24 protein-coding genes and 1 tRNA gene are annotated in these 21,497 nt (G+C 70.9%); 10 read left to right on the top strand and 15 right to left on the bottom strand.

What is annotated here, in order from left to right; all coding sequences use genetic code 11:
- Positions 1 to 2: 2 nt before the first annotated feature.
- Complete coding sequence (locus tag ACFVU2_RS08255) at positions 3 to 821, bottom strand: SGNH/GDSL hydrolase family protein (RefSeq protein WP_387872870.1); 819 nt, start codon at positions 819 to 821, stop codon at positions 3 to 5.
- Positions 822 to 916: 95 nt separating this feature from the next.
- On the opposite strand from ACFVU2_RS08255, the gene ACFVU2_RS08260 reads away from it, so the two are divergent.
- Positions 917 to 1,219, top strand: coding sequence for a thioredoxin domain-containing protein (locus ACFVU2_RS08260; RefSeq protein WP_387872872.1), 303 nt, complete (start codon positions 917 to 919; stop codon positions 1,217 to 1,219).
- A gap of 147 nt (positions 1,220 to 1,366) precedes the next feature.
- Here the strand turns inward: ACFVU2_RS08260 and ACFVU2_RS08265 are convergent.
- Both ACFVU2_RS08265 and ACFVU2_RS08270 read right to left on the bottom strand, forming a co-directional pair.
- A tRNA-Arg gene (locus ACFVU2_RS08265) sits at positions 1,367 to 1,439 on the bottom strand.
- A gap of 134 nt (positions 1,440 to 1,573) precedes the next feature.
- Positions 1,574 to 2,878, bottom strand: a complete 1,305-nt coding sequence (locus ACFVU2_RS08270) for an MFS transporter (protein ID WP_387874394.1) — start codon at positions 2,876 to 2,878, stop codon at positions 1,574 to 1,576.
- Between the two features lie 167 nt (positions 2,879 to 3,045).
- On the opposite strand from ACFVU2_RS08270, the gene ACFVU2_RS08275 reads away from it, so the two are divergent.
- The gene (locus ACFVU2_RS08275; RefSeq protein WP_290471149.1) at positions 3,046 to 3,900 is read left to right on the top strand and encodes a LysR substrate-binding domain-containing protein; all 855 of its coding nucleotides are present in this window, start codon (positions 3,046 to 3,048) and stop codon (positions 3,898 to 3,900) included.
- 19 nt (positions 3,901 to 3,919) lie between these two features.
- Here the strand turns inward: ACFVU2_RS08275 and ACFVU2_RS08280 are convergent, their stop codons facing one another.
- Positions 3,920 to 5,137 (bottom strand): cation:proton antiporter, encoded by a 1,218-nt coding sequence (locus ACFVU2_RS08280; RefSeq protein WP_387872874.1) that lies wholly within the window; start codon positions 5,135 to 5,137, stop codon positions 3,920 to 3,922.
- 81 nt (positions 5,138 to 5,218) lie between these two features.
- Here ACFVU2_RS08280 and nadE point away from each other — a divergent pair, with 81 nt between their 5' ends.
- Positions 5,219 to 6,061 carry an ammonia-dependent NAD(+) synthetase gene (nadE, locus tag ACFVU2_RS08285; protein WP_387872876.1) on the top strand — a complete coding sequence of 281 codons (843 nt, stop codon included), beginning with the start codon at positions 5,219 to 5,221 and terminating at the stop codon, positions 6,059 to 6,061.
- 124 nt (positions 6,062 to 6,185) lie between these two features.
- Here nadE and ACFVU2_RS08290 read toward each other — a convergent pair whose 3' ends face one another.
- Entirely contained in the window at positions 6,186 to 6,872 is a 687-nt protein-coding gene (locus tag ACFVU2_RS08290) for a hypothetical protein (protein WP_387872878.1), read from the bottom strand.
- A 219-nt stretch (positions 6,873 to 7,091) separates the two neighbouring features.
- Here ACFVU2_RS08290 and ACFVU2_RS08295 point away from each other — a divergent pair, with 219 nt between their 5' ends.
- From ACFVU2_RS08295 to ACFVU2_RS08310, 4 genes are all read left to right on the top strand, one after another.
- Entirely contained in the window at positions 7,092 to 7,466 is a 375-nt protein-coding gene (locus tag ACFVU2_RS08295) for a single-stranded DNA-binding protein (protein ID WP_387872880.1), read from the top strand.
- A gap of 10 nt (positions 7,467 to 7,476) precedes the next feature.
- Entirely contained in the window at positions 7,477 to 8,007 is a 531-nt protein-coding gene (locus ACFVU2_RS08300; protein WP_387872881.1) for a DUF6993 domain-containing protein, read from the top strand.
- A gap of 101 nt (positions 8,008 to 8,108) precedes the next feature.
- Positions 8,109 to 9,791 carry an energy-dependent translational throttle protein EttA gene (ettA, locus tag ACFVU2_RS08305; protein ID WP_387872883.1) on the top strand — a complete coding sequence of 561 codons (1,683 nt, stop codon included), beginning with the start codon at positions 8,109 to 8,111 and terminating at the stop codon, positions 9,789 to 9,791.
- 18 nt (positions 9,792 to 9,809) lie between these two features.
- Positions 9,810 to 10,286, top strand: a complete 477-nt coding sequence (locus tag ACFVU2_RS08310) for an acyl-CoA thioesterase (RefSeq protein ID WP_387872885.1) — start codon at positions 9,810 to 9,812, stop codon at positions 10,284 to 10,286.
- 30 nt (positions 10,287 to 10,316) lie between these two features.
- Here ACFVU2_RS08310 and ACFVU2_RS08315 read toward each other — a convergent pair whose 3' ends face one another.
- Together ACFVU2_RS08315 and ACFVU2_RS08320 are read right to left on the bottom strand one after the other, a co-directional pair.
- Positions 10,317 to 10,832 carry a hypothetical protein gene (locus tag ACFVU2_RS08315; protein ID WP_387872887.1) on the bottom strand — a complete coding sequence of 172 codons (516 nt, stop codon included), beginning with the start codon at positions 10,830 to 10,832 and terminating at the stop codon, positions 10,317 to 10,319.
- Positions 10,833 to 10,838: 6 nt separating this feature from the next.
- Positions 10,839 to 11,303 carry a ubiquinol-cytochrome c reductase iron-sulfur subunit gene (locus ACFVU2_RS08320; RefSeq protein WP_387872889.1) on the bottom strand — a complete coding sequence of 155 codons (465 nt, stop codon included), beginning with the start codon at positions 11,301 to 11,303 and terminating at the stop codon, positions 10,839 to 10,841.
- Positions 11,304 to 11,443: 140 nt separating this feature from the next.
- On the opposite strand from ACFVU2_RS08320, the gene ACFVU2_RS08325 reads away from it, so the two are divergent.
- Entirely contained in the window at positions 11,444 to 11,956 is a 513-nt protein-coding gene (locus tag ACFVU2_RS08325) for a sigma-70 family RNA polymerase sigma factor (protein ID WP_387872890.1), read from the top strand.
- Positions 11,953 to 12,651, top strand: a complete 699-nt coding sequence (locus ACFVU2_RS08330) for an anti-sigma factor family protein (protein WP_387872892.1) — start codon at positions 11,953 to 11,955, stop codon at positions 12,649 to 12,651. Before ACFVU2_RS08325 ends, ACFVU2_RS08330 begins: the two co-directional genes overlap by 4 nt.
- 5 nt (positions 12,652 to 12,656) lie before the next feature.
- Here the strand turns inward: ACFVU2_RS08330 and ACFVU2_RS08335 are convergent, their stop codons facing one another.
- The gene (locus ACFVU2_RS08335; RefSeq protein ID WP_387872894.1) at positions 12,657 to 13,535 is read right to left on the bottom strand and encodes an acyl-CoA thioesterase; all 879 of its coding nucleotides are present in this window, start codon (positions 13,533 to 13,535) and stop codon (positions 12,657 to 12,659) included.
- A gap of 39 nt (positions 13,536 to 13,574) precedes the next feature.
- Between ACFVU2_RS08335 and ACFVU2_RS08340 the strand changes: the two genes are divergently transcribed.
- Complete coding sequence (locus ACFVU2_RS08340) at positions 13,575 to 14,261, top strand: hypothetical protein (protein ID WP_387872896.1); 687 nt, start codon at positions 13,575 to 13,577, stop codon at positions 14,259 to 14,261.
- A 28-nt stretch (positions 14,262 to 14,289) separates the two neighbouring features.
- Here the strand turns inward: ACFVU2_RS08340 and ACFVU2_RS08345 are convergent, their stop codons facing one another.
- From ACFVU2_RS08345 to ACFVU2_RS08375, 7 genes are read right to left on the bottom strand one after another with little or no spacing between them, the layout of a single operon-like run.
- Complete coding sequence (locus tag ACFVU2_RS08345) at positions 14,290 to 15,957, bottom strand: FAD-binding dehydrogenase (RefSeq protein ID WP_387872897.1); 1,668 nt, start codon at positions 15,955 to 15,957, stop codon at positions 14,290 to 14,292.
- A gap of 33 nt (positions 15,958 to 15,990) precedes the next feature.
- Positions 15,991 to 16,398 carry a globin gene (locus ACFVU2_RS08350; protein WP_387872899.1) on the bottom strand — a complete coding sequence of 136 codons (408 nt, stop codon included), beginning with the start codon at positions 16,396 to 16,398 and terminating at the stop codon, positions 15,991 to 15,993.
- Between the two features lies 1 nt (position 16,399).
- The gene (locus ACFVU2_RS08355; RefSeq protein WP_387872901.1) at positions 16,400 to 17,605 is read right to left on the bottom strand and encodes a mechanosensitive ion channel family protein; all 1,206 of its coding nucleotides are present in this window, start codon (positions 17,603 to 17,605) and stop codon (positions 16,400 to 16,402) included.
- A gap of 55 nt (positions 17,606 to 17,660) precedes the next feature.
- The gene (locus tag ACFVU2_RS08360) at positions 17,661 to 18,338 is read right to left on the bottom strand and encodes a response regulator (RefSeq protein WP_387872902.1); all 678 of its coding nucleotides are present in this window, start codon (positions 18,336 to 18,338) and stop codon (positions 17,661 to 17,663) included.
- Complete coding sequence (locus ACFVU2_RS08365) at positions 18,335 to 19,663, bottom strand: histidine kinase (protein ID WP_387872904.1); 1,329 nt, start codon at positions 19,661 to 19,663, stop codon at positions 18,335 to 18,337. Before ACFVU2_RS08365 ends, ACFVU2_RS08360 begins: the two co-directional genes overlap by 4 nt.
- Positions 19,660 to 20,499 (bottom strand): ABC transporter permease subunit, encoded by an 840-nt coding sequence (locus ACFVU2_RS08370; RefSeq protein ID WP_387872906.1) that lies wholly within the window; start codon positions 20,497 to 20,499, stop codon positions 19,660 to 19,662. Before ACFVU2_RS08370 ends, ACFVU2_RS08365 begins: the two co-directional genes overlap by 4 nt.
- Positions 20,496 to 21,407, bottom strand: a complete 912-nt coding sequence (locus tag ACFVU2_RS08375; RefSeq protein ID WP_387872908.1) for an ATP-binding cassette domain-containing protein — start codon at positions 21,405 to 21,407, stop codon at positions 20,496 to 20,498. The genes ACFVU2_RS08370 and ACFVU2_RS08375 overlap by 4 nt, the downstream gene beginning before the upstream one ends.
- Positions 21,408 to 21,497: the final 90 nt, after the last annotated feature.

Genomic DNA, 21,497 nt, shown 5'->3' on the forward strand with positions numbered 1-21,497 from the left:
GTCTAGTGCGGGCCTCCGACGACCCGCGGCACGGGGCGGGGCACGGGGAGTTTGGGGTCCATCCCGTCGCCGGCCGAGATGTGGCGGAGGCGGCGTCCGGCCCAGGGGATGGCGTAGACGCGCAGCCATGTCCGGAACGGGATCGTGTCGGGGCCGCGGCCGGGCCCCGGTTCGGCGGTCGGCGCCGACTCCTCTCCGGGCAGCGTCGTCTCGGCGTACGGGACGCCGAGGGTGTGGGCGGCGAGGCTGGCGAGCACCCGGTGTCCGCGGGAGCTGAGGTGGACGCGATCGGACGCCCACATCCCGGGTTCGCGGAACTCGCGGACGCCCCAGACGTCGAGCACGGTCGCCTGCTGGTCGCGCGCGATGCTCCAGATGTTGGCGTTGAAGACGGCGGCGCGTCCGCGGAACGGTTTGAGGAAGAACGCGAACTGCGGGTCGAACAGGTTGGCGAGCAGCACGGACGAGCCGGCGGCACGGAGCGCTCGGACTCCGGTCTCGAGCTGTGCGGCGAGGGCATCCGGGTCGGCGGTGGGGCTCATCAGGTCGTTGCCGCCGATGAGGACGGACACCAGGTCGGGACGCAACGCGACGGCGTGCGGCACCTGGTCGGTGACGACGTCGGTGATGCGCCGCCCGCGGACGGCGAGATTGGCGAATTCGAGAGTGTGCCCCGCGAGGTGGGCGTCGCCGTCGAGGATGCCGGCGAGGCGGTCGGCCCAGCCCAGCCAGGACCCCTGCGGGTTGGGCGCGGCGTCGCAGAGCCCTTCGGTGATCGAGTCTCCGAGGGCGATGTACCGAGAGAAGCTGGACCGGCTCACGGGGCGATTGTCGGCTCCGCGGATGACGAGCGGGTGACATCGCGCCGTGGATGGCGGGATCGTCGTCGCGCGTTCGCCGGACGTACACTGACAACGTGGATTCGTCACCGTCCGTTGCCCGGGACGTCACCGAGGGCATCGCGCTCACTCTGTACACGTCGGCGTTCTGCGAGCCGTGCATGCAGACCCGCGCCGTTCTGGCCGAGGCGGCCCGGCTCGTCCCGTCCCTCCAGGTCACCGAGCTCGACGTCACGCGGGCGCTGGAGCGCGCGGAGCGCGACGGCATCCGCTCGACGCCGACCGTGATCGTCACCGGCGCGGACGGCGCCGAGGTCTTCCGTGCGGAGGGCGTCCCGACGCTGCAGCAGGTGCTGGTGGCGGCGGCGAAGGCGGTCTAGGGGGCCCGCCGTTCGACTGTTGTCGGGCAGGGGCGACGATCACTGGTGACGGCAGAGGGGTGCCCCCGGCAGGAATCGAACCTGCGACCAAGAGATGAGAAGCACCGCGAGAGCTGTTCGGGGTGGGTGCGGGTGATGGCACAGGGGTGCCCCCGGCAGGAATCGAACCTGCGACCAAGAGATTAGAAGGCTCCTGCTCTATCCGCTGAGCTACGGGGGCGCGACCACAACGATACCGCAGCCCGCCACCCCGATCTGTGCGCCAGGCGAGACGTCACGACACGCCCTTCCCGGCGCTGAGTGGCCGCAGAAGAGGGCGTGTCGTGACGTTTCAGCAGATCATCGGCCGACGGATCAGAGGGTGGCGCCGCTCTTGCCCGCGCGTGTCACGATCGCGATGACCGGGCGGCGGCCGCGGAGCCCGAAGCGGAGGCGGAGGCTGGCCTGGCGGGCGATGAGCACGCCGATCACGATCGCGGCCAGGGCGGGGACGATCCCGGAGATCATCATCGCGATGTGCGGGCCGATCGCCTCCACGAGCCAGCCCATGACCGGGCCGCCGATGGCCTGGCCTCCGAGGAGCACGAGGATGTAGAGCGAGATCACGCGGCCGCGGATCTGCACGTTGGACGACATCTGCACCAGCGAGTTCGCGGCGGTGATGAACAGCAGGTTGCCGACGCCGATGCAGACGAGGAGCACGCTGAACGCGATCTCGGTGGGGGCGAATCCCGCGAGCGCCTGCACGACGCCGAGCGCTGCCGCCGTGCCGACGACCATGGAGAGCCGCACGCTCATCCGCCGGGTGGAGGCGAGGGCGCCGGCGAGGGCTCCGGCGGCGACGAGCGCGTTGAAGAGTCCGTAGCCCTGCGCTCCGACGTCGTAGACGTCGTTGGCGTATGCCGCGAGGAAGACCGGCATGTTGAAGGCGAACACGGCGATGATCGCGACCATGACGACGGTCCAGAAGATGACGGGCTTGCGCCGCACGTACCGCATCCCCTCGGTCAGCTGGCCCTTCGTGCGGGGTGCCGCAGGGGAGTGGTGGAGCTGGTCCCGGCGCAGGGTGCAGAGGGCGCCGACCACGGCGAGGCAGGCCGCGGCGTTGATCACGAACGACCATCCACCACCGACGGCGGTGATCAGGAGGCCTGCGGCGGCGGGCCCGATGAGGCCGCCGAGCTGGAAGATCGACGAGTTCAGGCTGATCGCGTTGCGGAGGTACTTCGGCCCGACGAGCTCGTTGACGAAGACCTGGCGGGCGGGGTTGTCGACCACGGTCACGAGGCCGAGGAGGAACGAGATCAGGTAGACGTGCCACACCTGGACGCTGCCCGTGAGGGTGAGGACGGCCAGCGAGACGGCGAGGGCGGAGGCCGCCGACTGGGTGATGATGAGCAGCCGCTGCTTCGAGTAGCGGTCGGTCAGGACGCCGCCGTAGAGGCCCAGCACCAGCATGGGGGTGAACTGCATGAAGACGGTGACGCCGACGGCGGCGACGCTGCCGGAGAGCTGCAGGACCAGCCAGTCCATCGCGATGCGCTGCATCCAGACGGCCGTGTTGGCGACGAGGTTGCTCGCGGCGAAGATGCGGTAGTTGCGGACCCGGAGCGAGACGAAGGTCTCCCGCCAGGGTGGGCGCGTGCTGAGCACGGGCATGGGGCCGGTCGGCGGGGCTGCTGCGGTGGAGGTCGCCACGAGTGTCCTTGCGTGTGTATCGAAGTGTCTGGTTCCGTATGCGGGCTCCTTCGACCATACGTCGCGGCGGGGTATTGTTTGGTCCAATCGAAGCTATAACTCCTATTGGTTTTCCGAATGGATGGACGATGTTCGACCCCGTTCTGCTCCGCACCTTCCTCGCCGTCGCCGATACCCGCAGCTTCACGCGCGCAGCGGGGCGGCTCGGCATCAGCCAGCCCACCGTCAGCCAGCACGTGCGGAGGCTGGAGGAGGCCGCGAAGCGGCAGCTCGTCGCCCGCGACACCCGGGAGGTGCGCCTGACGGACAACGGGGACGCGATGGCCGGGTTCGCGCGCACGATCCTGGCGGCGCACGCCGAGGCGGATCGCTACTTCAGCGGGTCGGCGATGCGCGGCCGGCTGCGGTTCGGTGCCGCCGACGATCTCGCGATCACGACGCTGCCGCGCATCCTGCGGCACTTCCGGCAGCAGCATCCGCAGATCAACCTGGAGCTGACCGTCGATCAGTCCGGCCCGCTGCACCGGCGCCTGAAGGCGGGCCACCTCGACCTCATCTTCATCAAGCAGAACCCGGGCACGACCGAGGGGACCGTCGTGGCGACCGACGAGCTCGTGTGGATGGGGCAGGAGAAGACGGTCTTCGATCCCGACCAGCCGCTCCCGCTCATCGCCTACCAGGGCACGAGCCTCAGCCGTCAGATCGCGATCGACGCGCTGGAAGAGGCGGGGCGCACCTGGCGCATCACCTGCAACACCCGCGAGGTCAACGGCGTGCTCGCCGCCGTGCGGGCGGGGATCGGCGTGGCGGTGTTCCCGCGCTCGCTCATCCCGACCGATCTGGTGAAGGTCACGAACCGCTTCTCGCTTCCGGAGCTCGGGCACGTGGACTTCACGCTGCTCTCGAACCCGGCCGCGGCGAGCGAGCCGATCGAGGCGCTGACGACCGCGATCCTGGCGCGGGCGGTCACGCGCGTCCCGTAGTCCCGAGGTCCGGGACGGGTCAGCCGACGACGGGCACGTGATCCGGATCCGCCGGCCGGGGGCCTCCGCCGGCGGAGCGTCTGCGGAGCACGAGCGCGAGAAGGGGGAAGAGCAGCACCGACAGCATCCCCGCGCCGACGAGCGCGGTCGCCGCGCCCACACCCAGCTCGCCCGCGTCGACGCCGATGGAGGTGACGGCGACGATGATGGGCAGGCCGGTGGCGCTGAACAGCGTCAGCGAGGCGCGGTCGGCGAACGTCGAACCGGGCGGTGCCGCCAGCGATCCGGGCAGACCGCGCACGACGAGCAGCAGTACGAGGAAGATCGGAAGCAGGATCAGCGCCCGCGGGTCCGACAGCAGGGCGTGGAGGTCGAAGCCGACGCCGGTCGCGATGAAGAAGACCGGTACCACGACGCCGAACGCGACTGCCTCGAGCTTGCCTTCGATCTGCCGGGAGTCCTCCTCGTCGCCTCCGGAGAGGAGGACGCGGCAGATCACCCCGGCCGCGAACGCGCCGAGCAGCATGTCCAGCCCGAGTGCGAGGCTGAGTCCGACCAGCGCGGCGATCACCAGGACGACGAAGCGCACCGCGAACTGGCCGCTCGTGTGCAGGGTGGCCCGCACCAGCCGGTGGAAGCCGCGGTGGGCCCCGCGCGACGCGAACCAGATCGCGGCTCCGGCGATGACGGCGAAGCCGATCAGGACCAGGGCGGCGGCGAGCGGGCGGCGCCCGCTCAGGAACAGGGAGATCGCCAGCAACGGCCCGAACTCGCCGACGGCGCCGACGGCGGTCACCGCACGCCCGAACGGCGTGCGCAGCTCTCCCGCGTCTCGGAGGACGGGCATCAGCGTGCCGAGGGCCGTGGAGGTCAGTGCGATGCCGATGTACACGGCCGTGACGAACGACGGGGAGAGCAGAACGGCGATGAGGACGCCCGCAACGAGTGAGACGAGCCAGCCGAGCGAGGCCCGCCGCAGGGGCCGGCCCTTGATCGCCGCGAAGTCGATCTCGTTGCCCGCCATGAAGAAGAGGAAGGCCAGGCCGAAGTTCGAGAACGCCTCGAGCGCGTCGCTCTTCGGAACCCAGCCGAGCACGCTCGGCCCGACCAGCAGGCCGAGCACGATCTCGAAGACGACGAGGGGGATCGCCGCCACGCGTCCGACGAGGCCCGCCAGCATCGGCGCCGCCACCGCGAGGAGCGGGACGAGCACGATCGTGGCGATGTCGGGGGACATGGGCCGATGCTAACGGTCGGTAGCGGCGATCTGGAAGGGGGTGTTCACACAGCCGAAACGCGCCGGGGATATCGTGGGGGGATGCGCGAACTGCAGGCACGGATCATCGACGAACTGAACGTCAGCCCCACCATCGACGCCGCCGCCGAGGTCGAGAAGCGGGTCGACTTCCTCGTCCGCTACCTCCAGGCGACCGGCGCCGCCGGCTTCGTCCTCGGCATCAGCGGCGGGCAGGACTCGTCCCTCGCCGGCCGCCTCTGTCAGCTCGCCGTCGAGCGGCTCGCCGAACGCGGGACCGACGCCGAGTTCATCGCCGTCCGCCTGCCCTACGCGGTCCAGCACGACGAGGACGACGCCCAGCTCGCGCTCTCGTTCATCCGGCCGCAGCGCGTCGTGACGTTCGACATCCAGCGCGGGACGGACGGCGTGCAGGCCGAGTACGCGGACGCCCTCGGCGACGCGATGACCGACTTCACCAAGGGCAACGTGAAGGCCCGCCTGCGGATGGTCGCCCAATACGCGATCGCCGGCCAGCGCCGGCTGCTGGTCGTCGGCACGGACCATGCGGCGGAGGCGGTGACCGGGTTCTTCACCAAATACGGCGACGGCGGAACGGACGTGCTGCCGCTGACCGGTCTGACGAAGCGACAAGGCAAGGCCCTCCTGCAGCACCTGGAGGCTCCCGCCCGGCTCTACGAGAAGGCCCCCACCGCCGATCTGCTCGATCACACCCCGGGTCAGACGGACGAGGACAACCTCGGGCTCAGCTACGCGGTCATCGACGACTTCCTGGAGGGGCGCGACGTGCCGGACGAGGACGCGTCGGCCATCGAGGCCCGCTACCTGGCGACGGAGCACAAGCGCCGCGTCCCGGCGAGCATGTTCGACTCCTGGTGGCACCAGCGCGGCGACTACTCCGTCTGACTTCTGACGCGGTCCGAACCACCGCGGGAGGTCCGTGGAACGCGAGAGGGGCGCCGGCACGTAGCCGGCGCCCCTCTCGCGTGGGTGGAGTCGTGTGCCCGCCGACGAGACGGGCCGGGTCGGGTCAGACGGGCTGGCCGAGCCGCGTGGTCGGAGCCGTGTCGTTGTCCTCGCCGGTGGAGGCGGGGGTGGTCAGGACGCTGAGCGGGCCGCTGTCCGCGGACGCCTGCTGCGCGGGCGCCGGCGTGTACTGCTCGTGGTGCTGCTGGGCGACCCAGGCGTCCTGCTGCTGGAGCAGGTTGCGTTCGCCGTCGGTGTTCTCGAAGCGCCAGCGCTCGAGGTCGTTCTGGAAGATCTTGCGCGCACGGCGCGGCTTGTTCTGCCATTCGATCAGGCGGTCGCGGAACTCGGCGATCGCCGGGTCGAGCTGGTAGCCGAAGGTCGCGGAGGCGCGCTTCATCTCCGCGAGCTGGTGGCCGGCCCAGTTGGCCGCGATCCCCGATCCCTTGATCGGGAGGAGCCGCACCAGGATGTCGGCCTGGCCCACAGCGCGGTCGGACAGGATCTGCTCGGCCGGGGTCAGCGAGTTCCAGACCGAGGCCTCGGTCGCGGCGTCGACGAGTGCGGCGATCGCGGAGGCCTTCTGCTGCCGGTCGGTGCGCGAGAGCAGCCCGCGGAGGGCGCCTCTCGCGATCCAGGCGGCGAGCAGTCCGGACACGATGACGGCGGCCGCGAGGACCGCGCCGTAGAAGATGACCGGCCGCGTGGCCGGCGCGAGGAACCAATCGACGAAGTCATTCCACCACTGCATGCGCCGATGGTAACCGCGGGCGGGCCTTGGACGGCGCAGCCGCGGCGCTGTGTCGCGCATCCGTGCGATGCCATTCACAGGAGGCGGCCTGCGGCGGTTCTCCACGGATGCTCGGACGGGCGGGGATCGCAGCGCCGCATCGCGCAGTCTGGGACCGCATCCCGCGGCAGGCGGGGCGTGGAGCTGACAACGGGGGAGAACGGATGAACAGGAGGACGGATGGATGGATGGTTCACGGTGCGCGGGATCGTCGCCACGCGACCGAATCATGTGGTGACGGCGGACGGGATGGCGGTCACCAGCTTCCGGCTGCTGGCCGCACCGGCGTCGCGCGACGCGAGCTGGTACACCGTGAGCGCGTTCCGGGAGCTCGCGATCGCTGCCGCCGGATCGTTGCAGGCCGGGGACCCGGTCCTGATCACCGGGCGGCTCGTCGTCCGGCAGCTCGCGGGGCCGCAGGCGGGTGCCACGGCCGAAGTCGAGGCCGAGGCCATCGGTCACGAGCTGGGCCGGGAGCGGGACCGGGGCCCGGAGCAGGACCGATCCCTTCGCGACAGTGCGTCTCCCGACGCATCCCCAGCGAAGGATCGATAACGTGTACCCCATGACGCGACGCCCCGTACTCCGCAGCCGGCCCACGCACCGTCCGCGGAACGCCGGGGCTGCGGCCTCGGGAGTGCCCGTGGCCCTCGCCGCCGCCGTGGTGGCCCTCGCCCTGGCGGGCTGCACGCCGGGCACAACACCGACGGCGACCCCTTCTGCGACCCCGACTCCGACCGCCACGGCCACGGGAGCCCCGGCGCCCGAGCTGGTCCCCGGCGGCACGGCGCAGCAGAACCTCCCGTTCTTCAACAAGGTGAACACGGCGACCTTGGCCGCCAACCCGGACGCGAAGGGTCGCGATTTCATCGACGCGCTCGTCGCGGCGGGATTCACGAAGGCCGACATGCAGGTGACGGTCGACACCACCACCATCGGCCTCAAGGCGAACAGCATCCAGTTCTCGGTGAAGATGGGCGACACCTGCCTCATCGGCCAGAACGGCGCCGACGCCGGCGGATACAACAGCATGACGACCCCGGTGCTCTCGACCGGGGCGTGCCTCATCGGGCAGACGCGCCCGATCGACTGGTAGCGAGGGGTTCCTCCGCACCGCAGCCGGTATCCTCGTACAGGGCGCCGCACGGGATGCATCCCGCGCGCGCCGAGCGGACGACAGGGAGTTAGAGAAGAAACGTGGCCGAATACATTTACTCGATGGTGCGCGCCCGCAAAGCGGTCGGCGACAAGGTCATCCTGGACGACGTCACCATGGCGTTCCTCCCGGGCGCCAAGATCGGTGTGGTCGGCCCGAACGGCGCCGGTAAGTCCACGATCCTCAAGATCATGGCCGGGCTCGACACGCCCTCCAACGGCGACGCGAAGCTGAGCCCGGGCTACACCGTCGGCATCCTCATGCAGGAGCCCAAGCTCGACGAGAGCAAGACGGTGCTCGAGAACGTCCAGGAGGGCGTGGGCGACATCAAGGGCAAGGTCGACCGCTTCAACGAGATCTCCGGCCTCCTGGCCGACCCGGACGCGGACTTCGACACGCTCCTGGCCGAGATGGGCACCCTGCAGGAGCAGATCGACGCCGCCGACGCGTGGGACCTCGACTCCCAGCTCGAGCAGGCGATGGACGCGCTGCGCTGCCCCCCGGGCGACTGGCCGGTCAACACCCTCTCGGGCGGTGAGAAGCGCCGCGTCGCGCTCTGCAAGCTCCTGCTCCAGAAGCCCGACCTCCTGCTCCTCGACGAGCCCACCAACCACCTCGACGCCGAGAGCGTGCTCTGGCTCGAGCAGCACCTGGCCAAGTACCACGGCGCCGTGCTCGCCGTCACCCACGACCGGTACTTCCTCGACCACGTGGCCGAGTGGATCGCCGAGGTCGACCGCGGCCACCTCTACCCGTACGAGGGCAACTACTCGACGTACCTGGAGAAGAAGCGCGAGCGCCTCGAGGTCCAGGGCAAGAAGGACGCGAAGCTCGCCAAGCGCCTCTCGGAGGAGCTCGACTGGGTCCGCAGCAACGCCAAGGGCCGCCAGGCGAAGTCCAAGGCCCGGCTCGCCCGCTACGAGGAGATGGCGGCGGAGGCGGAGCGCACACGCAAACTCGACTTCGAAGAGATCCAGATCCCGCCGGGACCGCGTCTCGGCCAGATCGTGATCGACGCGAAGAAGCTCGAGAAGGGTTTCGGCGACCGCAAGCTCATCGACGGCCTGACCTTCACGCTCCCGCGCAACGGCATCGTCGGCGTGATCGGCCCGAACGGCGTCGGCAAGACCACGCTGTTCAAGACGATCGTCGGTCTCGAGCCGCTCGACGGCGGCGAGCTGAAGGTCGGCGAGACCGTCCAGATCTCGTACGTCGACCAGACCCGCGGCGGCATCGACCCGAACAAGAACGTCTGGGAGGTCGTCTCCGACGGCCTCGACTACATCCAGGTCGGCAAGACCGAGGTGCCGTCGCGCGCCTACGTCTCGACCTTCGGCTTCAAGGGTCCGGACCAGCAGAAGAAGTCCGGCGTGCTCTCGGGCGGTGAGCGCAACCGACTGAACCTCGCCCTCACCCTCAAGCAGGGCGGCAACCTGCTGCTCCTCGACGAGCCGACCAACGACCTCGACGTCGAGACCCTGTCGAGCCTCGAGAACGCGCTGCTCGAGTTCCCGGGCTGCGCCGTGGTCATCACCCACGACCGGTGGTTCCTCGACCGCATCGCCACGCACATCCTGGCGTACGAGGGCACCGAGGAGGACCCGGCCAACTGGTACTGGTTCGAAGGCAACTTCGAGGCGTACGAGGAGAACAAGATCGAGCGCCTCGGACCGGACGCCGCGAAGCCGCACCGCTCCGCGTACCGCAAGCTCACGCGCGACTAGTCCCACCGGAGGAGACCCATGCGACTGCACGTACCGATCAAGCTCCGCTGGAGCGACCTGGACGCGTACGGGCACGTCAACAACGCCGAGATGCTGCGCCTCCTCGAGGAGGCGCGCATCGAGGCGTTCTGGGTCACCGACGACGCCGAGGCGGCGGTCGGCGGCTCGACCGCCGTCCTCGACGGGCGCCCCGGCGCCGACACCCTCACCCTGATCGCGCGCCAGGAGATCGAGTACCTCGCGCCCATCCCGTACCTGCGGCCGCCGCTCGACGTGCAGCTGTGGATCGGCCGACTCGGCGGCGCGAGCCTCGAAGTCTGCTACGAGGTGTGGTCGCCCGAGAGCGCCGAACCGCGCACGATGTTCACGCGTGCAACGACGACCATCGTCCTGGTCGACGCGGCGAGCCAGCGCCCGCGACGCATCAACGACACCGAGCGTGCGGCCTGGACCCCGTACCTCGACGACCCGGTGCAGTTCACCAAGCGCGGCTGAGCCGTCCCGCGCCCGGCCGTCCCGCGCCCGTCAGGGCGTCGGTGTCGGTGTCGTCGGCAGCGGCGTGGGCGAGAACGAGTTCTCCCAGATCGCGCGCGAGCCGGCCTCGCCGATCAGCACAACGTCGACGATGGTCCCGGCCGCCAGAACGGCCGCGACGACGGCCAGCACCACGATCACCACGATGCGCACGCGGCGCGAGGGACGCCGTACAGAGCCCTCGCGGTCGACGAAGAAGAACCACGCCCACTGCAGCGCGGTGAACACGAACAGGGCGATCACCCACGGGTACAGGCTCTGCCCGAGGGCGGCGTGCTCCCGGATGAGCGGCGTGGATGGCACGCGCGCCTCCAGCCACTCTCCGGCGTCCGTCACGATCGGCACCAGCACGACGTTCGCCAGGGCGAGCAGCGGGGTGACGATGCCGAGTCGGCGCCGTGCGGCGGGCCAGAGCGGCACCACGAGGGCGCACAGGGCGGTGAGGGGCACCAGCACGACGACGAAGTGCACGAGGAGGACGTGCAGGGGGAGCCCGTTGACCTCCATGGCCGGTTAGCTCGTGACCGTGACCGTGTCGCCGCTCACGGTCGCCTTCAGCTTCGGCAGCGGGTCGCGCGCCGGACCGTTCAGCACGTCGCCGGTCGCGGCGTCGAACTTCGACCCGTGGCAGGGGCAGTCGAACTCCTTGCCCTGCGGGGCGACCGTGCAGCCCTGATGGGTGCAGACGGCGCTGAACGCGACCACCGATCCGGCGGAGGGCTGCGCGACCACGATCGGCGCCGACCCGATCGAGGCGGAGACGGCTCCGCCGACCGGGATCGACGAGAGGGCGACCGTGGTCGTCCCGCCGCCTCCGGAGCCCGAACCGCCCGAACCGCCCGAGCTTCCGGAACCCGATCCGGAGCCGTCCGCTCCGCCCGGGGTGCAGGCCGCGAGCAGCAGCGTGCCGGCGCCCGCGGCCGTCACACCGCCGATCTGGAGGAGGGTGCGACGGGTGAGGGGTGTGGCGTCGTTCATGCGTGGTCCTCTCGGTCGGCGTAGCGTCTTCTTCACCATAGGCACGGATGCGCGTGCCGAACGGTTCATCCGATCTGCGGATCCGTGAACTTTTCGCGCGCGCACACCGTGTCATCCGTGACCAGGAGTGGAGGTGAGGCATGCCGGACGACGACGCGCGTCTGCTGCGTGAGCTGCACGAGCAGCATTCGCAGGCCGTGTGGCGATACGTGGTGCACCTCACCGGCGACCGTGCCCTGGCGGACGACGTGGTGCAGGAGACCCTGCTGCGCGCCTGGCGCCGCCCCGCCGTGCTCGACCAGTCGCAGCACTCGGCGCGAGCGTGGCTGTTCACGGTCGCGCGCAACCTGGTCATCGACACGAAGCGCAGCGCCCACGACCAGCACGAGTTCGGCACGGACACGCTCCCCGAGGTGGTGTCCGCCGCGAGCGAGTCGGACGCGGTGCTCGACGCCTGGCTGGTCTCGGACGCGCTGGCCGAGCTGTCGACCGAGCACCGGGCGGTGATCGTCCACGCCTACTACGGCGGCCGGTCGATCGCCGAGATCTCGCGTGAGCTCGATGTGCCGGAGGGCACGGTGAAGTCCCGCCTCCACTACGGTCTGCGGGCCCTGCGGCTCGCCCTGCAGGAGAGAGGAGTGACGGAGCGATGACGACGCACGACGAGTTCGCGACGTGGGATGCGGCCTACGTCCTCGGTGCGCTGTCCCCGGCGGATCGGAGGGCCTACGAGGAGCACCTGCGCGAGTGCGACCGGTGCTCGGCCGCGGTCTCCGAGCTGGCGGGGATGCCCGGGCTGCTCGGGCGTCTGCCGCGCGAGCAGGGGATGGCCGCGCTCACCGCCGCCGCGCCGGAGCCGGGTGGGCCCGGGGCCGAGGTCCTGCCGCTCCTGGTGAAGCGCGCCCGGCGGCATCGTGTCCGCGTGCGCTGGCTCACCGCCGGGATCGCGGCCGCCGCGGCCGTCCTCCTGGTCGGTGTGCTCGCGTTCGTCCTGCCGTCGGCGCTCTCGACCTCGACTCCCGAGGCGAAGCCGATCACGATGGAGCAGGTGGAACCCAGCGCCCTGACGGCCGATCTGCGGCTGACCGCGGAGCCGTGGGGCACCCGGATCGACTCCCGGTGCAGCTACGCGCAGGTCGGCGACGATCACGGCACGCACTCGTGGACGTACGCGATGGTCGTCACCGATCGGGAGGGACGTCAGACGCAGGTGTCCACCTGGACGGCTCAGGAGGGCACCACCGTGGTGCCGACGGCGACGACCAGCGTCGCCCTCGCCGACATCGCGACGATCGACATCCGCTCGGCCGGCGACGGCACCGTGCTCCTGCGCAGCAGCTTCGGCTGACGCCGCTAGTCGCGCTCCTCGGCCGGAACCCGCACCATCGCCTCCTGGGCGACGCTCGCGACCAGCCGGCCGTCGCGGCTGAAGATGCGGCCCTGGGCGAGGCCGCGGCCGCCGCTCGCGCTCGGCGACTCCTGCATGTACAGCAGCCATTCGTCGACGCGGGCGGGCCGGTGCCACCACATGGCGTGGTCGAGGCTGGCGGCCTTGAGCCCCGGGGTCGCCCAGGCGACGCCGTGCCGGCGCATGATCGACTCCATGATCGTGTAGTCGCTCGCGTAGGCCAGCGCCGCGCGGTGGAGGGACGGGTCGTCCGGCAGCTCACCGATGGCGCGGAACCAGACGGCCTGCTGGGCGACGTGCGCCCCCTCGACGCTCAGGTAGACGGGCGAGGTGACGTGGCGCATGTCGAACGGCCGCTGGCTCGCCCAGTACTGGGCGACCGGGTTCTGCACCTCCTCGAGGGTGTCCGCGGAGGACGGCAGCGACTCCGGCTCCGGCAGCCCCTCGGGCATCGCGACCTGGTGCTCCAGGCCGTCGTCCTCGTCCTGGAACGACGCGATCATCGACAGGATCGGCTGGCCGTTCTGGTAGGCCTGCGTGCGCCGGGTCGAGAACGACCGGCCGTCGTGGATGCGGTCGACCGAGAAGGTGATCGGCAGGTTCACGTCGCCCGGCCGCAGGAAGTAGCCGTGCATCGAGTGGATGCCGCGGTCGTCCGACACCGTCCGGGTCGCCGCGACGATGGACTGCGCGAGCACCTGTCCGCCGAACACGCGGCCCAGCGGCATCCACTGCGACGGGCCGGTGAAGATGTCCTCGCTGGTGCGGGCTCCGGTGTCGGTGAGATCGAGTGCGGTCAGAAGGGATGCCAGTGGCTCGCTCACAGTGTCTCCGTCCGATGTCTCTAGTAGTTTAGAGGTCCGATGAATCAGTCCTTCTCCCTCGTAGACAGCCTCGCCGTCGCCGACCTCCAGACCTATCTGTCGAGGGCGGCCCGAGTCGAGGAGGGGTCCGTGCGCCTGATCGCCGGATCCGGCGTGCTGGCCGTGTACACGGCCATCCTCTATCCGCGGGGGCTGCTCGATCAGACCCCCACCGTGCTCGGCCTGCGCACCTTCGCGACCGACGACGAGGTGGCGTTCGACGCCGTCGTGCCGATCCGCTCGCTGCTCGACCGGCTCGCGCGCGTCCGCGAGGCCGCCGAAGCCGATGACGCTCCGGCCGGCCCGGTCGGGGTGCGTCTGCCGCTCGAGGTCTCGACCGTCACCTGGGCGGGCATCTCGCCGCCCCGGGGCGGGTGGCGACCGGTGGGGGAGACGACGTACGAGCTGATGGAGGCCACGGCCCAGGCCGGCATCGCCGAGGTCGCGGACGCCCTCCCCACCGGCACGGGCGAGCAGCTGGTCCAGCGGGTCCGCGCCGAAGTGTGGGGCCGGCCGATCGACGGACTGGAGTACGTGCCGGGCGGCGCGGCCTTCGCCGCGGAGAGCCTGGGCTTCCTCGACCCGGAGGAGCCCGTGTCGGTGCTGGAGACGGGCACCTGGACGCGCCTCACGACCCAGCGCGGGCACACGCTCGTCCGCCGTCAGGCCTGGTCTCTGCGGATGTGATCCGGCGGCCCGGCAGGCGGCCCGCGGCTCAGACGGCCCGCGCCGCCGCTCGTCCCGCCGTGCGTCCCGAGAAGAGGCACCCGCCGAGGAAGGTCCCCTCGAGCGCCCGGTAGCCGTGCACGCCTCCGCCGCCGAACCCGCTCGCCTCGCCGGCCGCGTACAGGCCCGGGATCGGCTCGCCGTCCGAACCGAGCACGCGCGCATCCAGGTCCGTCTCGATGCCGCCGAGGCTCTTGCGGGTGAGGATGTGCAGCTTCACCGCGATGAGCGGCCCCGCTTTCGGGTCGAGCAGCTTGTGCGGGCTGGCGACCCGGATGAGCTTGTCGCCGCGGTAGGCGCGCGCGGCACGGATGGCGGCGAGCTGGAGGTCTTTGCCGAAGTCGTTGTCCAGCTCGCGGTCGCGTTCGCGCACGTGCCGGGTCACCAGCTCCGCGTCGAGCGGCACCCCGCTGAGGCGCTGCATCCCGGCGAGCAGCTCGTCCAGGGTGTCGGCCACGACGAAGTCGGCGCCCTTCTCCTTGAACGCCTCCACCGGGCCGGGTGCGCCCGGCGCGACGCGTTTGGCGAGCAGGCGCAGGTCTTTGCCTGTCAGGTCGGGGTTTTGCTCGCTGCCCGAGAGCGCGAACTCCTTCTCGATGATCTTCTGGGTGAGGATGAACCAGCTGTAGTCCGAACCGGCGCGGCGCAGGTGCTCCAGCGTCCCGAGGGTGTCGAAGCCGGGGAACAGCGGTGCGGGCAGCCGTTCGCCGCGCGCGTCGAGCCAGAGCGACGACGGGCCGGGCAGGATGCGGATGCCGTGCCGCTGCCAGACGGGGGCCCAGTTCTGGATGCCCTCCGTATAGTGCCACATGCGGTCGCCGTTGATGAGGTGGGCGCCCGCGGTCTCCGCGATCCCGAGCATCCGGCCGTCCACGTGAGCGGGCACGCCCGACAGCATGAAGTCGGGCGGCGTCCCGAGCCGCTCGGGCCAGGCGGCCCGCACGAGGTCGTGGTTGCCGCCGATGCCGCCGCTGGCGACGATGACGGCGGGCGCGCGCAGCTCGAAGTCCCCGGTGACCTCGCGGTTGCTGGCAGCGCCCCGGGCAGCCGTGTCGGGGGCGAGGACCGCGCCGCGCACTCCTGTGACGCGGCCGTCCTCGACGATCAGCTCGTCGACGCGATGCCGGTGCAGGATCCGCGCGCGACCGGCCGCGACGCCCGCCTGCACCCGGGTCACGAACGGCTCGACCACGCCCGGTCCCGTTCCCCAGGTGATGTGGAACCGCGGGACGGAGTTGCCGTGGCCGCCGGCGTCGCCGCTCCCGCGCTCCGCCCAGCCGACGACCGGGAAGAAGCGCACGCCCTTCTCGTGCAGCCAGGCGCGCTTCTCGCCCGCGGCGAACTGGAGGTACGCCTCGGCCCAGCGACGCGGCCAGTGGTCCTCGGCGCGGTCGAACCCTGCCGAGCCGAACCAGTCCTGGCGGGCGAGGGCGAGGGAGTCGTGCACGCCCATCCGGCGCTGCTCGGGGGAGTCGACGAGGAAGAGACCGCCGAACGACCACCAGGCCTGACCGCCCAGAGACGCCGCGGGCTCCTGCTCGACGATGGTGACGCGACGGCCGGCGTCGAGGAGCTCGGAGGCCGCGACCAGGCCGGCGAGGCCGGCGCCGACCACGAGGGCGTCGGGTTCGGCTGAGATGGCGCGTTCAGACGGCATGGCGTGTCTCCTTCGGCACGTCGGGCTCGAGGGCTACTCCTCGAATGTGTTGACCATAGCGAACGCGGCGCGCTCCAGGTAGCTCCAGAGGGTCTCCTCCTGCAGCGGGGGCAGGCCGAGCTCGTCGACCGCCGCCCGCATGTGGGCCAGCCAGCGATCGCGGGCGTCCGGGTTGACCTTGAACGGCATGTGCCGCATGCGGAGGCGGGGGTGACCGCGCTCCTGGCTGTACGTCCCCGGACCGCCCCAGTACTGCTCGAGGAACAGGGTGAGCCGCTCGGCGGCGGGCCCGAGGTCCTCCTCCGGGTACATGGGCTTCAGCACGGGGTCCGCGGACACTCCGCGGTAGAACGCGTCGACGAGCCGGCGGAAGGTGTCGTGACCGCCGACCTGCTCGAAGAAGGACGGCCCGGAGGGCGGCCCGACGGGGATGGTGGTCATGTCACTCCGCGGGAGGCTCGGTCGGTGGCTTGGGGGAGGTGCGCGGCTTCGGCGGCGGGGCGGCGGCCGGCTTGGTGGCGGCCGGCTTGTCGGCGGCCGGTTTCTCGGCAGCAGGCGGTTTGGGGGCGCGCGGCGGCACGACGGCTGCGGACGCTCCCGGCGTGATCCGGATGGCGTTGGGGTTCGCGGCCGCCTTCTTGGCGGCGGCACGCGCCTTGCGCCCGGTGAGCGGCACCTCCTGCACGGCCTGGACCGGCCGGGTGCGCGGCGGCTTCGCCCCGCTGACGCTCCCCGCGCTGTCGAAGCCGCTCAGGACGACGGCCGAGAGCGACGGCAGTTTGACGCCCATCTCGTCGAGGGCGTGCTTGAGCTGGGCGCGCAGCTCGCGCGAGACGTCGTCCTTCGCGGTCGTGCGCGTCTTGAGGACGATGCGGATGATCATCGCGTCGGCCGAGATGGACTCCAGCCCCCACAGCTCCGGCTTCTCGAGGATGCGCGAACGCCACTTGGGGCTCGTCGCCAGCGCCGTCGCGGTGGCGAGCATTTTCTCCTGCACGGCCTCGATGTCGGTCTCGTAGGGCACGGCGAGGTCGATGATCACGCGCGACCAGCCCTGCGACATGTTGCCGACCCGCACGATCTCGCCGTTGCGCACGAACCAGAGCGTGCCGTTGACGTCGCGCACCTGCGTGATGCGGATGCCCACGGCCTCCACGACGCCCGTCGCCGACCCGAGATCGACCACGTCGCCGACGCCGAGCTGGTCCTCCATCACCATGAAGAGGCCGTTGAGCACGTCCTTGACGATGTTCTGCGCGCCGAAACCGAGGCCGGCGCCGATCGCGGCCGTGAGGAGCGCGAAGGAGCCGAGGGCGTCCTTCGCGAAGATGTTCAGGATCAGGATGATCGCGATGATGCCGATCGTCACGTTGACGATGTTGCTCAGCACCGAGCCGAGGGTGCGGGTGCGCTGAACGACGCGCACGGCGGCGAGCGGCGACGCGACCAGCGCTTGCGTGTCGGTGACGCTCTGCCCCTTCTTCACCCCGCTGACGATCTGCTTGACCACGCGCCGGATCAGCACGCGCAGCAGCCAGCTCAGCACGAACGCCCCGACCACGATGAGTGCGGCGTTCAGGAGGTTCCACCCGGCGGTGACGGCCCAGGTGCCGAGATCGGTCCAGAATGTGCTCTTCAGAATTCCCATACCGGTCCGAGCCTACCGAGCGCCGCCTTGGTGCGCGCTGGATCGGAGGTGGGAGTCACCGGTCGATGAGCCCGTTGTCGTAGGCGAAGATCACCGCGTGCACGCGGTCGCGCAGCTGCAGCTTCGACAGCACGCGGCCGACGTGGGTCTTCACGGTGGACTCGGTGAGGAAGAACTTCGCGCCGATCTCGCCGTTGGTGAGGCCGTCCGCCATCGCCAGCAGGATCTCCCGCTCTCGCGGCGTCAGAGCGGAGGTCGCGTCGTCCTGGTCGGGCACGGCGGCCGAGCCCTGCGGCAGGCGGTCGGCGAAGAGTTCGAGCATCGATCGGGTGACCCGGCCGGTGACGGCGGCGTCGCCGGCGGCCACGGCGCGGATCGCGGCGATCAGCTCGTCCGGGCGTGCATCTTTCAGCAGGAATCCGCTGGCGCCCGCGCGCAGTCCGCCGAACGCATACTCGTCGAGGTCGAAGGTGGTGAGGATGATGATCCGGGCGTCCGGGTTGGCCGCGACGATGCGCCGCGTCGCCTCGATGCCGTCCATCGACGGCATGCGCACGTCCATCAGGATCACATCGGGTCGCGTCTCGACGGCGAGCCGGACGGCCTCCGTCCCGTCGGCGGCCTCACCGACCACGCGGAAGTCGTCTTCGGCCTCCAGGACCATCCGGAAGCCGAGGCGCACCAGTGCCTGGTCGTCGACCAGCAGGATGCGCAGGGGAACGGTGTCGGTCATGAGGTCTCCTCGGTGATGGTGCCGGTCGTGCCGGTGGACGTTTCGGTGCCGACGTTCGTGCGGGATGCGGCGGCAGCAGGGGACCGCACGGCGTCGAACTCGGCGTGCAGTCGCCACCCGGCGGGGGAGCGCGGACCCGCATCGAGCGTCCCGCCGTAGAGCGCGACGCGTTCGCGCAGCCCGATCAGTCCGCGACCCGAGCCTCCGATCGCCTCCGCGTGCACGGCGGCGTCGTCCTCGACGGTGATCGCGATCCGGTCCGCACCGTACTGGATGGTCACCTCGACGGTGTCGGCGAGGGGCCCGTAGCGGAGGGCGTTGGTCAGGCCCTCCTGCACGACCCGGAAGACCGTGAGCTGCTGCCCGATGTCGGTCGGCGGCTCTCCGGAGACCGTCACGCGCACGGCCATCCCGGCGGCGCGGAAGCGCTCGACGAGCTCGGTCAGCTCGCCGACCCCGGGCTGCGGCTGGTGCTCGGCGAGCTCGCCGTCGTCCGATCGCAGCACGCCGAGCAGGCGGCGCATGTCGCCGAGCGCCGAGCGGCCGGTCTCGGCGACCATGCGCATCGTCTCGGCGGAGCGCTCCGGTGCCGTCTCCGCCAGACGCGCGGACCCCTCCGAGAGGGTGATCATGACCGTCAGGCTGTGCGAGACGATGTCGTGCATCTCGCGCGCGATGCGGCTCCGCTCGGCGGAGGCCGCGATGACGGCTTGCTGGTCGCGCTCGCGGGCGAGCTGGCGTGCGCGGTCGATCAGGGCGGTGAGGTAGCGGCGCCGGCCGCCGATGTTGTTGCCGATGAGCACGGCCACCAGCGAGAACGAGAGCACGGTGAAGGCGGAAGTGGTCGGCTCCGTGTGGTCGGAGCCGTAGAAGCCGGCGCTCTCGAGCAGCGCCAGCACGCCGAGCGACGCGACCGTCGCGACCGCGGTGATCGCGAACGCGATCCAGGCCGACCGGGTGGACCGGTAGACGGCGAGCGCGTAGAGCGCGAAGAGCAGTGGGATGAAGTCGATCGTCTCGCCGATGACCGTGCTGCCGACGAGCGCGATGGTCGCGACGACGAAGAGGAGCCGGGGACGGTAGCGGCGGAAGTAGAGTGCGGCGCCCGCGAGCACCACGAGCACGATCGCCAGCGCCGCCCCGACCGACGGGGTCATGATCTGCGTGACCACGGTGAGCAGGATCGACGGTACGAAGTACACCGTGACGACGGCGGTGTCGAGCAGCAGCGGATGCGCCGCGAGGAAGCGCCGGATGACCCCGGGCGGTCTGGGGAGTTCCAGACCGGCCGGGGCCGTTTCCGACGCGGGGAGGGGCTGGGTCATGCGTCCCGACGCTGCAGCAGGATCGCGCCGACCACGAAGGACACGGCGGCCCAGACCACCACGGTGAGGACGTTCTGCCACGGTTCGAACGTGCCGTTGGTCAGCCCCGACATGCCCTGCCCGGCGTTGCCGATCAGATAGTGCATGGCGTCGCCGATCCACTTCGCGGTCGGCAGGAGCGACTGGACGATGTTCGCGACGATCGGGAGCAGGAACAGCACCCCGAGTGCCGCGGCGATGCCGCCGGCGCTGGCCTTGACGATCGTTCCGAGGCCCAGGGCGAAGACGGCGACCAGGCCGAGGTAGGCCGAGGCTCCGAGGATGGCCCAGACGGTGTGCGCCGAGATCAGGTCGCCGGTGTAGCCCTTGCCCGTCATGAGCGGGACCGCGATGGCCCAGGAGGCGGCGAAGCTGACCAGGCCGACCACGAACGAGGTGAGGAAGAGCACGATGGCCTTCGCCGCCAGGACCGGGAACCGGCGCGGGACGGCCGCGAACGACGACCGGATCATGCCGGTCGAGAACTCGCCGCTGATCACGAGGACGCCGAGCACGGCGATGACGAGCTGAGCGAACGTCAGGCCGGCGGTCGCGGTGCTCGTCACGAGCTGCGAGAGCTGGTCCTTCGGGACGCGTTCGCCGAGTGTCGACGCATCGGGCACGAACGACGCGAGCAGGGTCGCGAAGCCGACGACGAGGACGACGACGCTGACGAGCGTCCAGAACGTCGAGCGCAGGGTGCGCAGCTTGATCCATTCGGATCGCACGACGCGCGGGAAGCTGAGGCGGCCGAGCGTGGAGTGCTCGTGCGGGCGGGTGGGGGCTGTCGTGGTCACTTCTCGACCTCCGTGCGGTACTCGACCTCGTCGTGGGTGAGCTCGAGGTAGGCCTCCTCGAGCGAGGCGCTCAACGGCGTGAGCTCGTGGAGCACGATGCCCGAGCGGGCGGCCGCCTCGCCGACCTGGGCGGCGGTGAGACCGGAGACCTCGATGAGCTGGGACTCCACGCCGGTCACGGTGACATCGGCGGAGGCGATCGCGCGGGACAGCTCGTCGACCTGGGGCGTCCGCACGCGCACGGCGTTCCGTGTCGCGCCGGCCAGGATCTGGTCGACCGGGGCGTCCGCGAGGATGCGTCCACGGCCGAGCACGATGATGTGGTCCGCGGTCAGCGCCATCTCGCTCATCAGGTGCGAGGAGAGGAAGACGGTGCGTCCCTGCGAGGCGAGGTGCCGGGCGAACTGGCGCACCCAGAGCACGCCCTCCGGGTCGAGGCCGTTGACCGGCTCGTCCAGGATGAGCGTGGCCGGGTCGCCGAGCATCGCGGCGGCGATGCCGAGCCGCTGCCCCATCCCGAGCGAGAATCCGCCGACGCGCTTGCTCGCGACCGAGTCGAGGCCGGTGAGGCCGATCACCTCGTGCACGCGGCTCTTCGGGATGCCGTGGGTCGCGGCCATCGCCAGCAGGTGGCTGTAGGCGGTGCGGCCGGTGTGCACGGCCTTCGCGTCGAGCAGGGCGCCGACCTCGGTGAGGGGGGAACGCAGGTCGGCGTACCGCTTGCCGTTGACGGTCGCGCCGCCGGAGGTCGGGCGGTCGAGACCCATGATCATGCGCATGGTGGTCGACTTGCCGGCGCCGTTCGGGCCGAGGAAGCCGGTGACCTTGCCGGGCTGGACGGTGGCGGTGACGTCGTCGACGGCCGTCTTGGGGCCGAACCTCTTGGTGAGGCGGTCGAGTTGAATCATGGTTCCAACGTAGAGGGAGGGACCCCCGTCCGCCATCGGCCCGTGGTACCAGGCCGGGTCGGACGAGGGTCCCCTCCTCGACGCCGTTCG

Origin of the sequence: Leifsonia sp. NPDC058194 (genome assembly GCF_042883605.1) — a bacterium.
Classification (GTDB): Bacteria; Actinomycetota; Actinomycetes; order Actinomycetales; family Microbacteriaceae; genus Leifsonia.

Excerpts from the sequence above, each read along its gene's own strand:
- ACFVU2_RS08310 (WP_387872885.1), top strand. The coding sequence starts at position 9,810 with ATGCGACTGCACGTACCGATCAAGCTCCGCTGGAGCGACCTGGACGCG.
- ACFVU2_RS08275 (WP_290471149.1), top strand. The coding sequence starts at position 3,046 with ATGTTCGACCCCGTTCTGCTCCGCACCTTCCTCGCCGTCGCCGATACC.
- ACFVU2_RS08315 (WP_387872887.1), bottom strand. The coding sequence starts at position 10,832 with ATGGAGGTCAACGGGCTCCCCCTGCACGTCCTCCTCGTGCACTTCGTC.
- nadE (WP_387872876.1), top strand. The coding sequence starts at position 5,219 with ATGCGCGAACTGCAGGCACGGATCATCGACGAACTGAACGTCAGCCCC.
- ACFVU2_RS08375 (WP_387872908.1), bottom strand. The coding sequence starts at position 21,407 with ATGATTCAACTCGACCGCCTCACCAAGAGGTTCGGCCCCAAGACGGCC.
- ACFVU2_RS08270 (WP_387874394.1), bottom strand. The coding sequence starts at position 2,878 with ATGCCCGTGCTCAGCACGCGCCCACCCTGGCGGGAGACCTTCGTCTCG.
- ACFVU2_RS08330 (WP_387872892.1), top strand. The coding sequence starts at position 11,953 with ATGACGACGCACGACGAGTTCGCGACGTGGGATGCGGCCTACGTCCTC.
- ACFVU2_RS08325 (WP_387872890.1), top strand. The coding sequence starts at position 11,444 with ATGCCGGACGACGACGCGCGTCTGCTGCGTGAGCTGCACGAGCAGCAT.
- ACFVU2_RS08360 (WP_387872902.1), bottom strand. The coding sequence starts at position 18,338 with ATGACCGACACCGTTCCCCTGCGCATCCTGCTGGTCGACGACCAGGCA.
- ACFVU2_RS08345 (WP_387872897.1), bottom strand. The coding sequence starts at position 15,957 with ATGCCGTCTGAACGCGCCATCTCAGCCGAACCCGACGCCCTCGTGGTC.
- ACFVU2_RS08320 (WP_387872889.1), bottom strand. The coding sequence starts at position 11,303 with ATGAACGACGCCACACCCCTCACCCGTCGCACCCTCCTCCAGATCGGC.
- ACFVU2_RS08295 (WP_387872880.1), top strand. The coding sequence starts at position 7,092 with ATGGATGGATGGTTCACGGTGCGCGGGATCGTCGCCACGCGACCGAAT.
- ACFVU2_RS08290 (WP_387872878.1), bottom strand. The coding sequence starts at position 6,872 with ATGCAGTGGTGGAATGACTTCGTCGATTGGTTCCTCGCGCCGGCCACG.
- ACFVU2_RS08365 (WP_387872904.1), bottom strand. The coding sequence starts at position 19,663 with ATGACCCAGCCCCTCCCCGCGTCGGAAACGGCCCCGGCCGGTCTGGAA.
- ACFVU2_RS08280 (WP_387872874.1), bottom strand. The coding sequence starts at position 5,137 with ATGTCCCCCGACATCGCCACGATCGTGCTCGTCCCGCTCCTCGCGGTG.
- ACFVU2_RS08355 (WP_387872901.1), bottom strand. The coding sequence starts at position 17,605 with ATGGGAATTCTGAAGAGCACATTCTGGACCGATCTCGGCACCTGGGCC.
- ACFVU2_RS08350 (WP_387872899.1), bottom strand. The coding sequence starts at position 16,398 with ATGACCACCATCCCCGTCGGGCCGCCCTCCGGGCCGTCCTTCTTCGAG.
- ACFVU2_RS08300 (WP_387872881.1), top strand. The coding sequence starts at position 7,477 with ATGACGCGACGCCCCGTACTCCGCAGCCGGCCCACGCACCGTCCGCGG.
- ACFVU2_RS08340 (WP_387872896.1), top strand. The coding sequence starts at position 13,575 with ATGAATCAGTCCTTCTCCCTCGTAGACAGCCTCGCCGTCGCCGACCTC.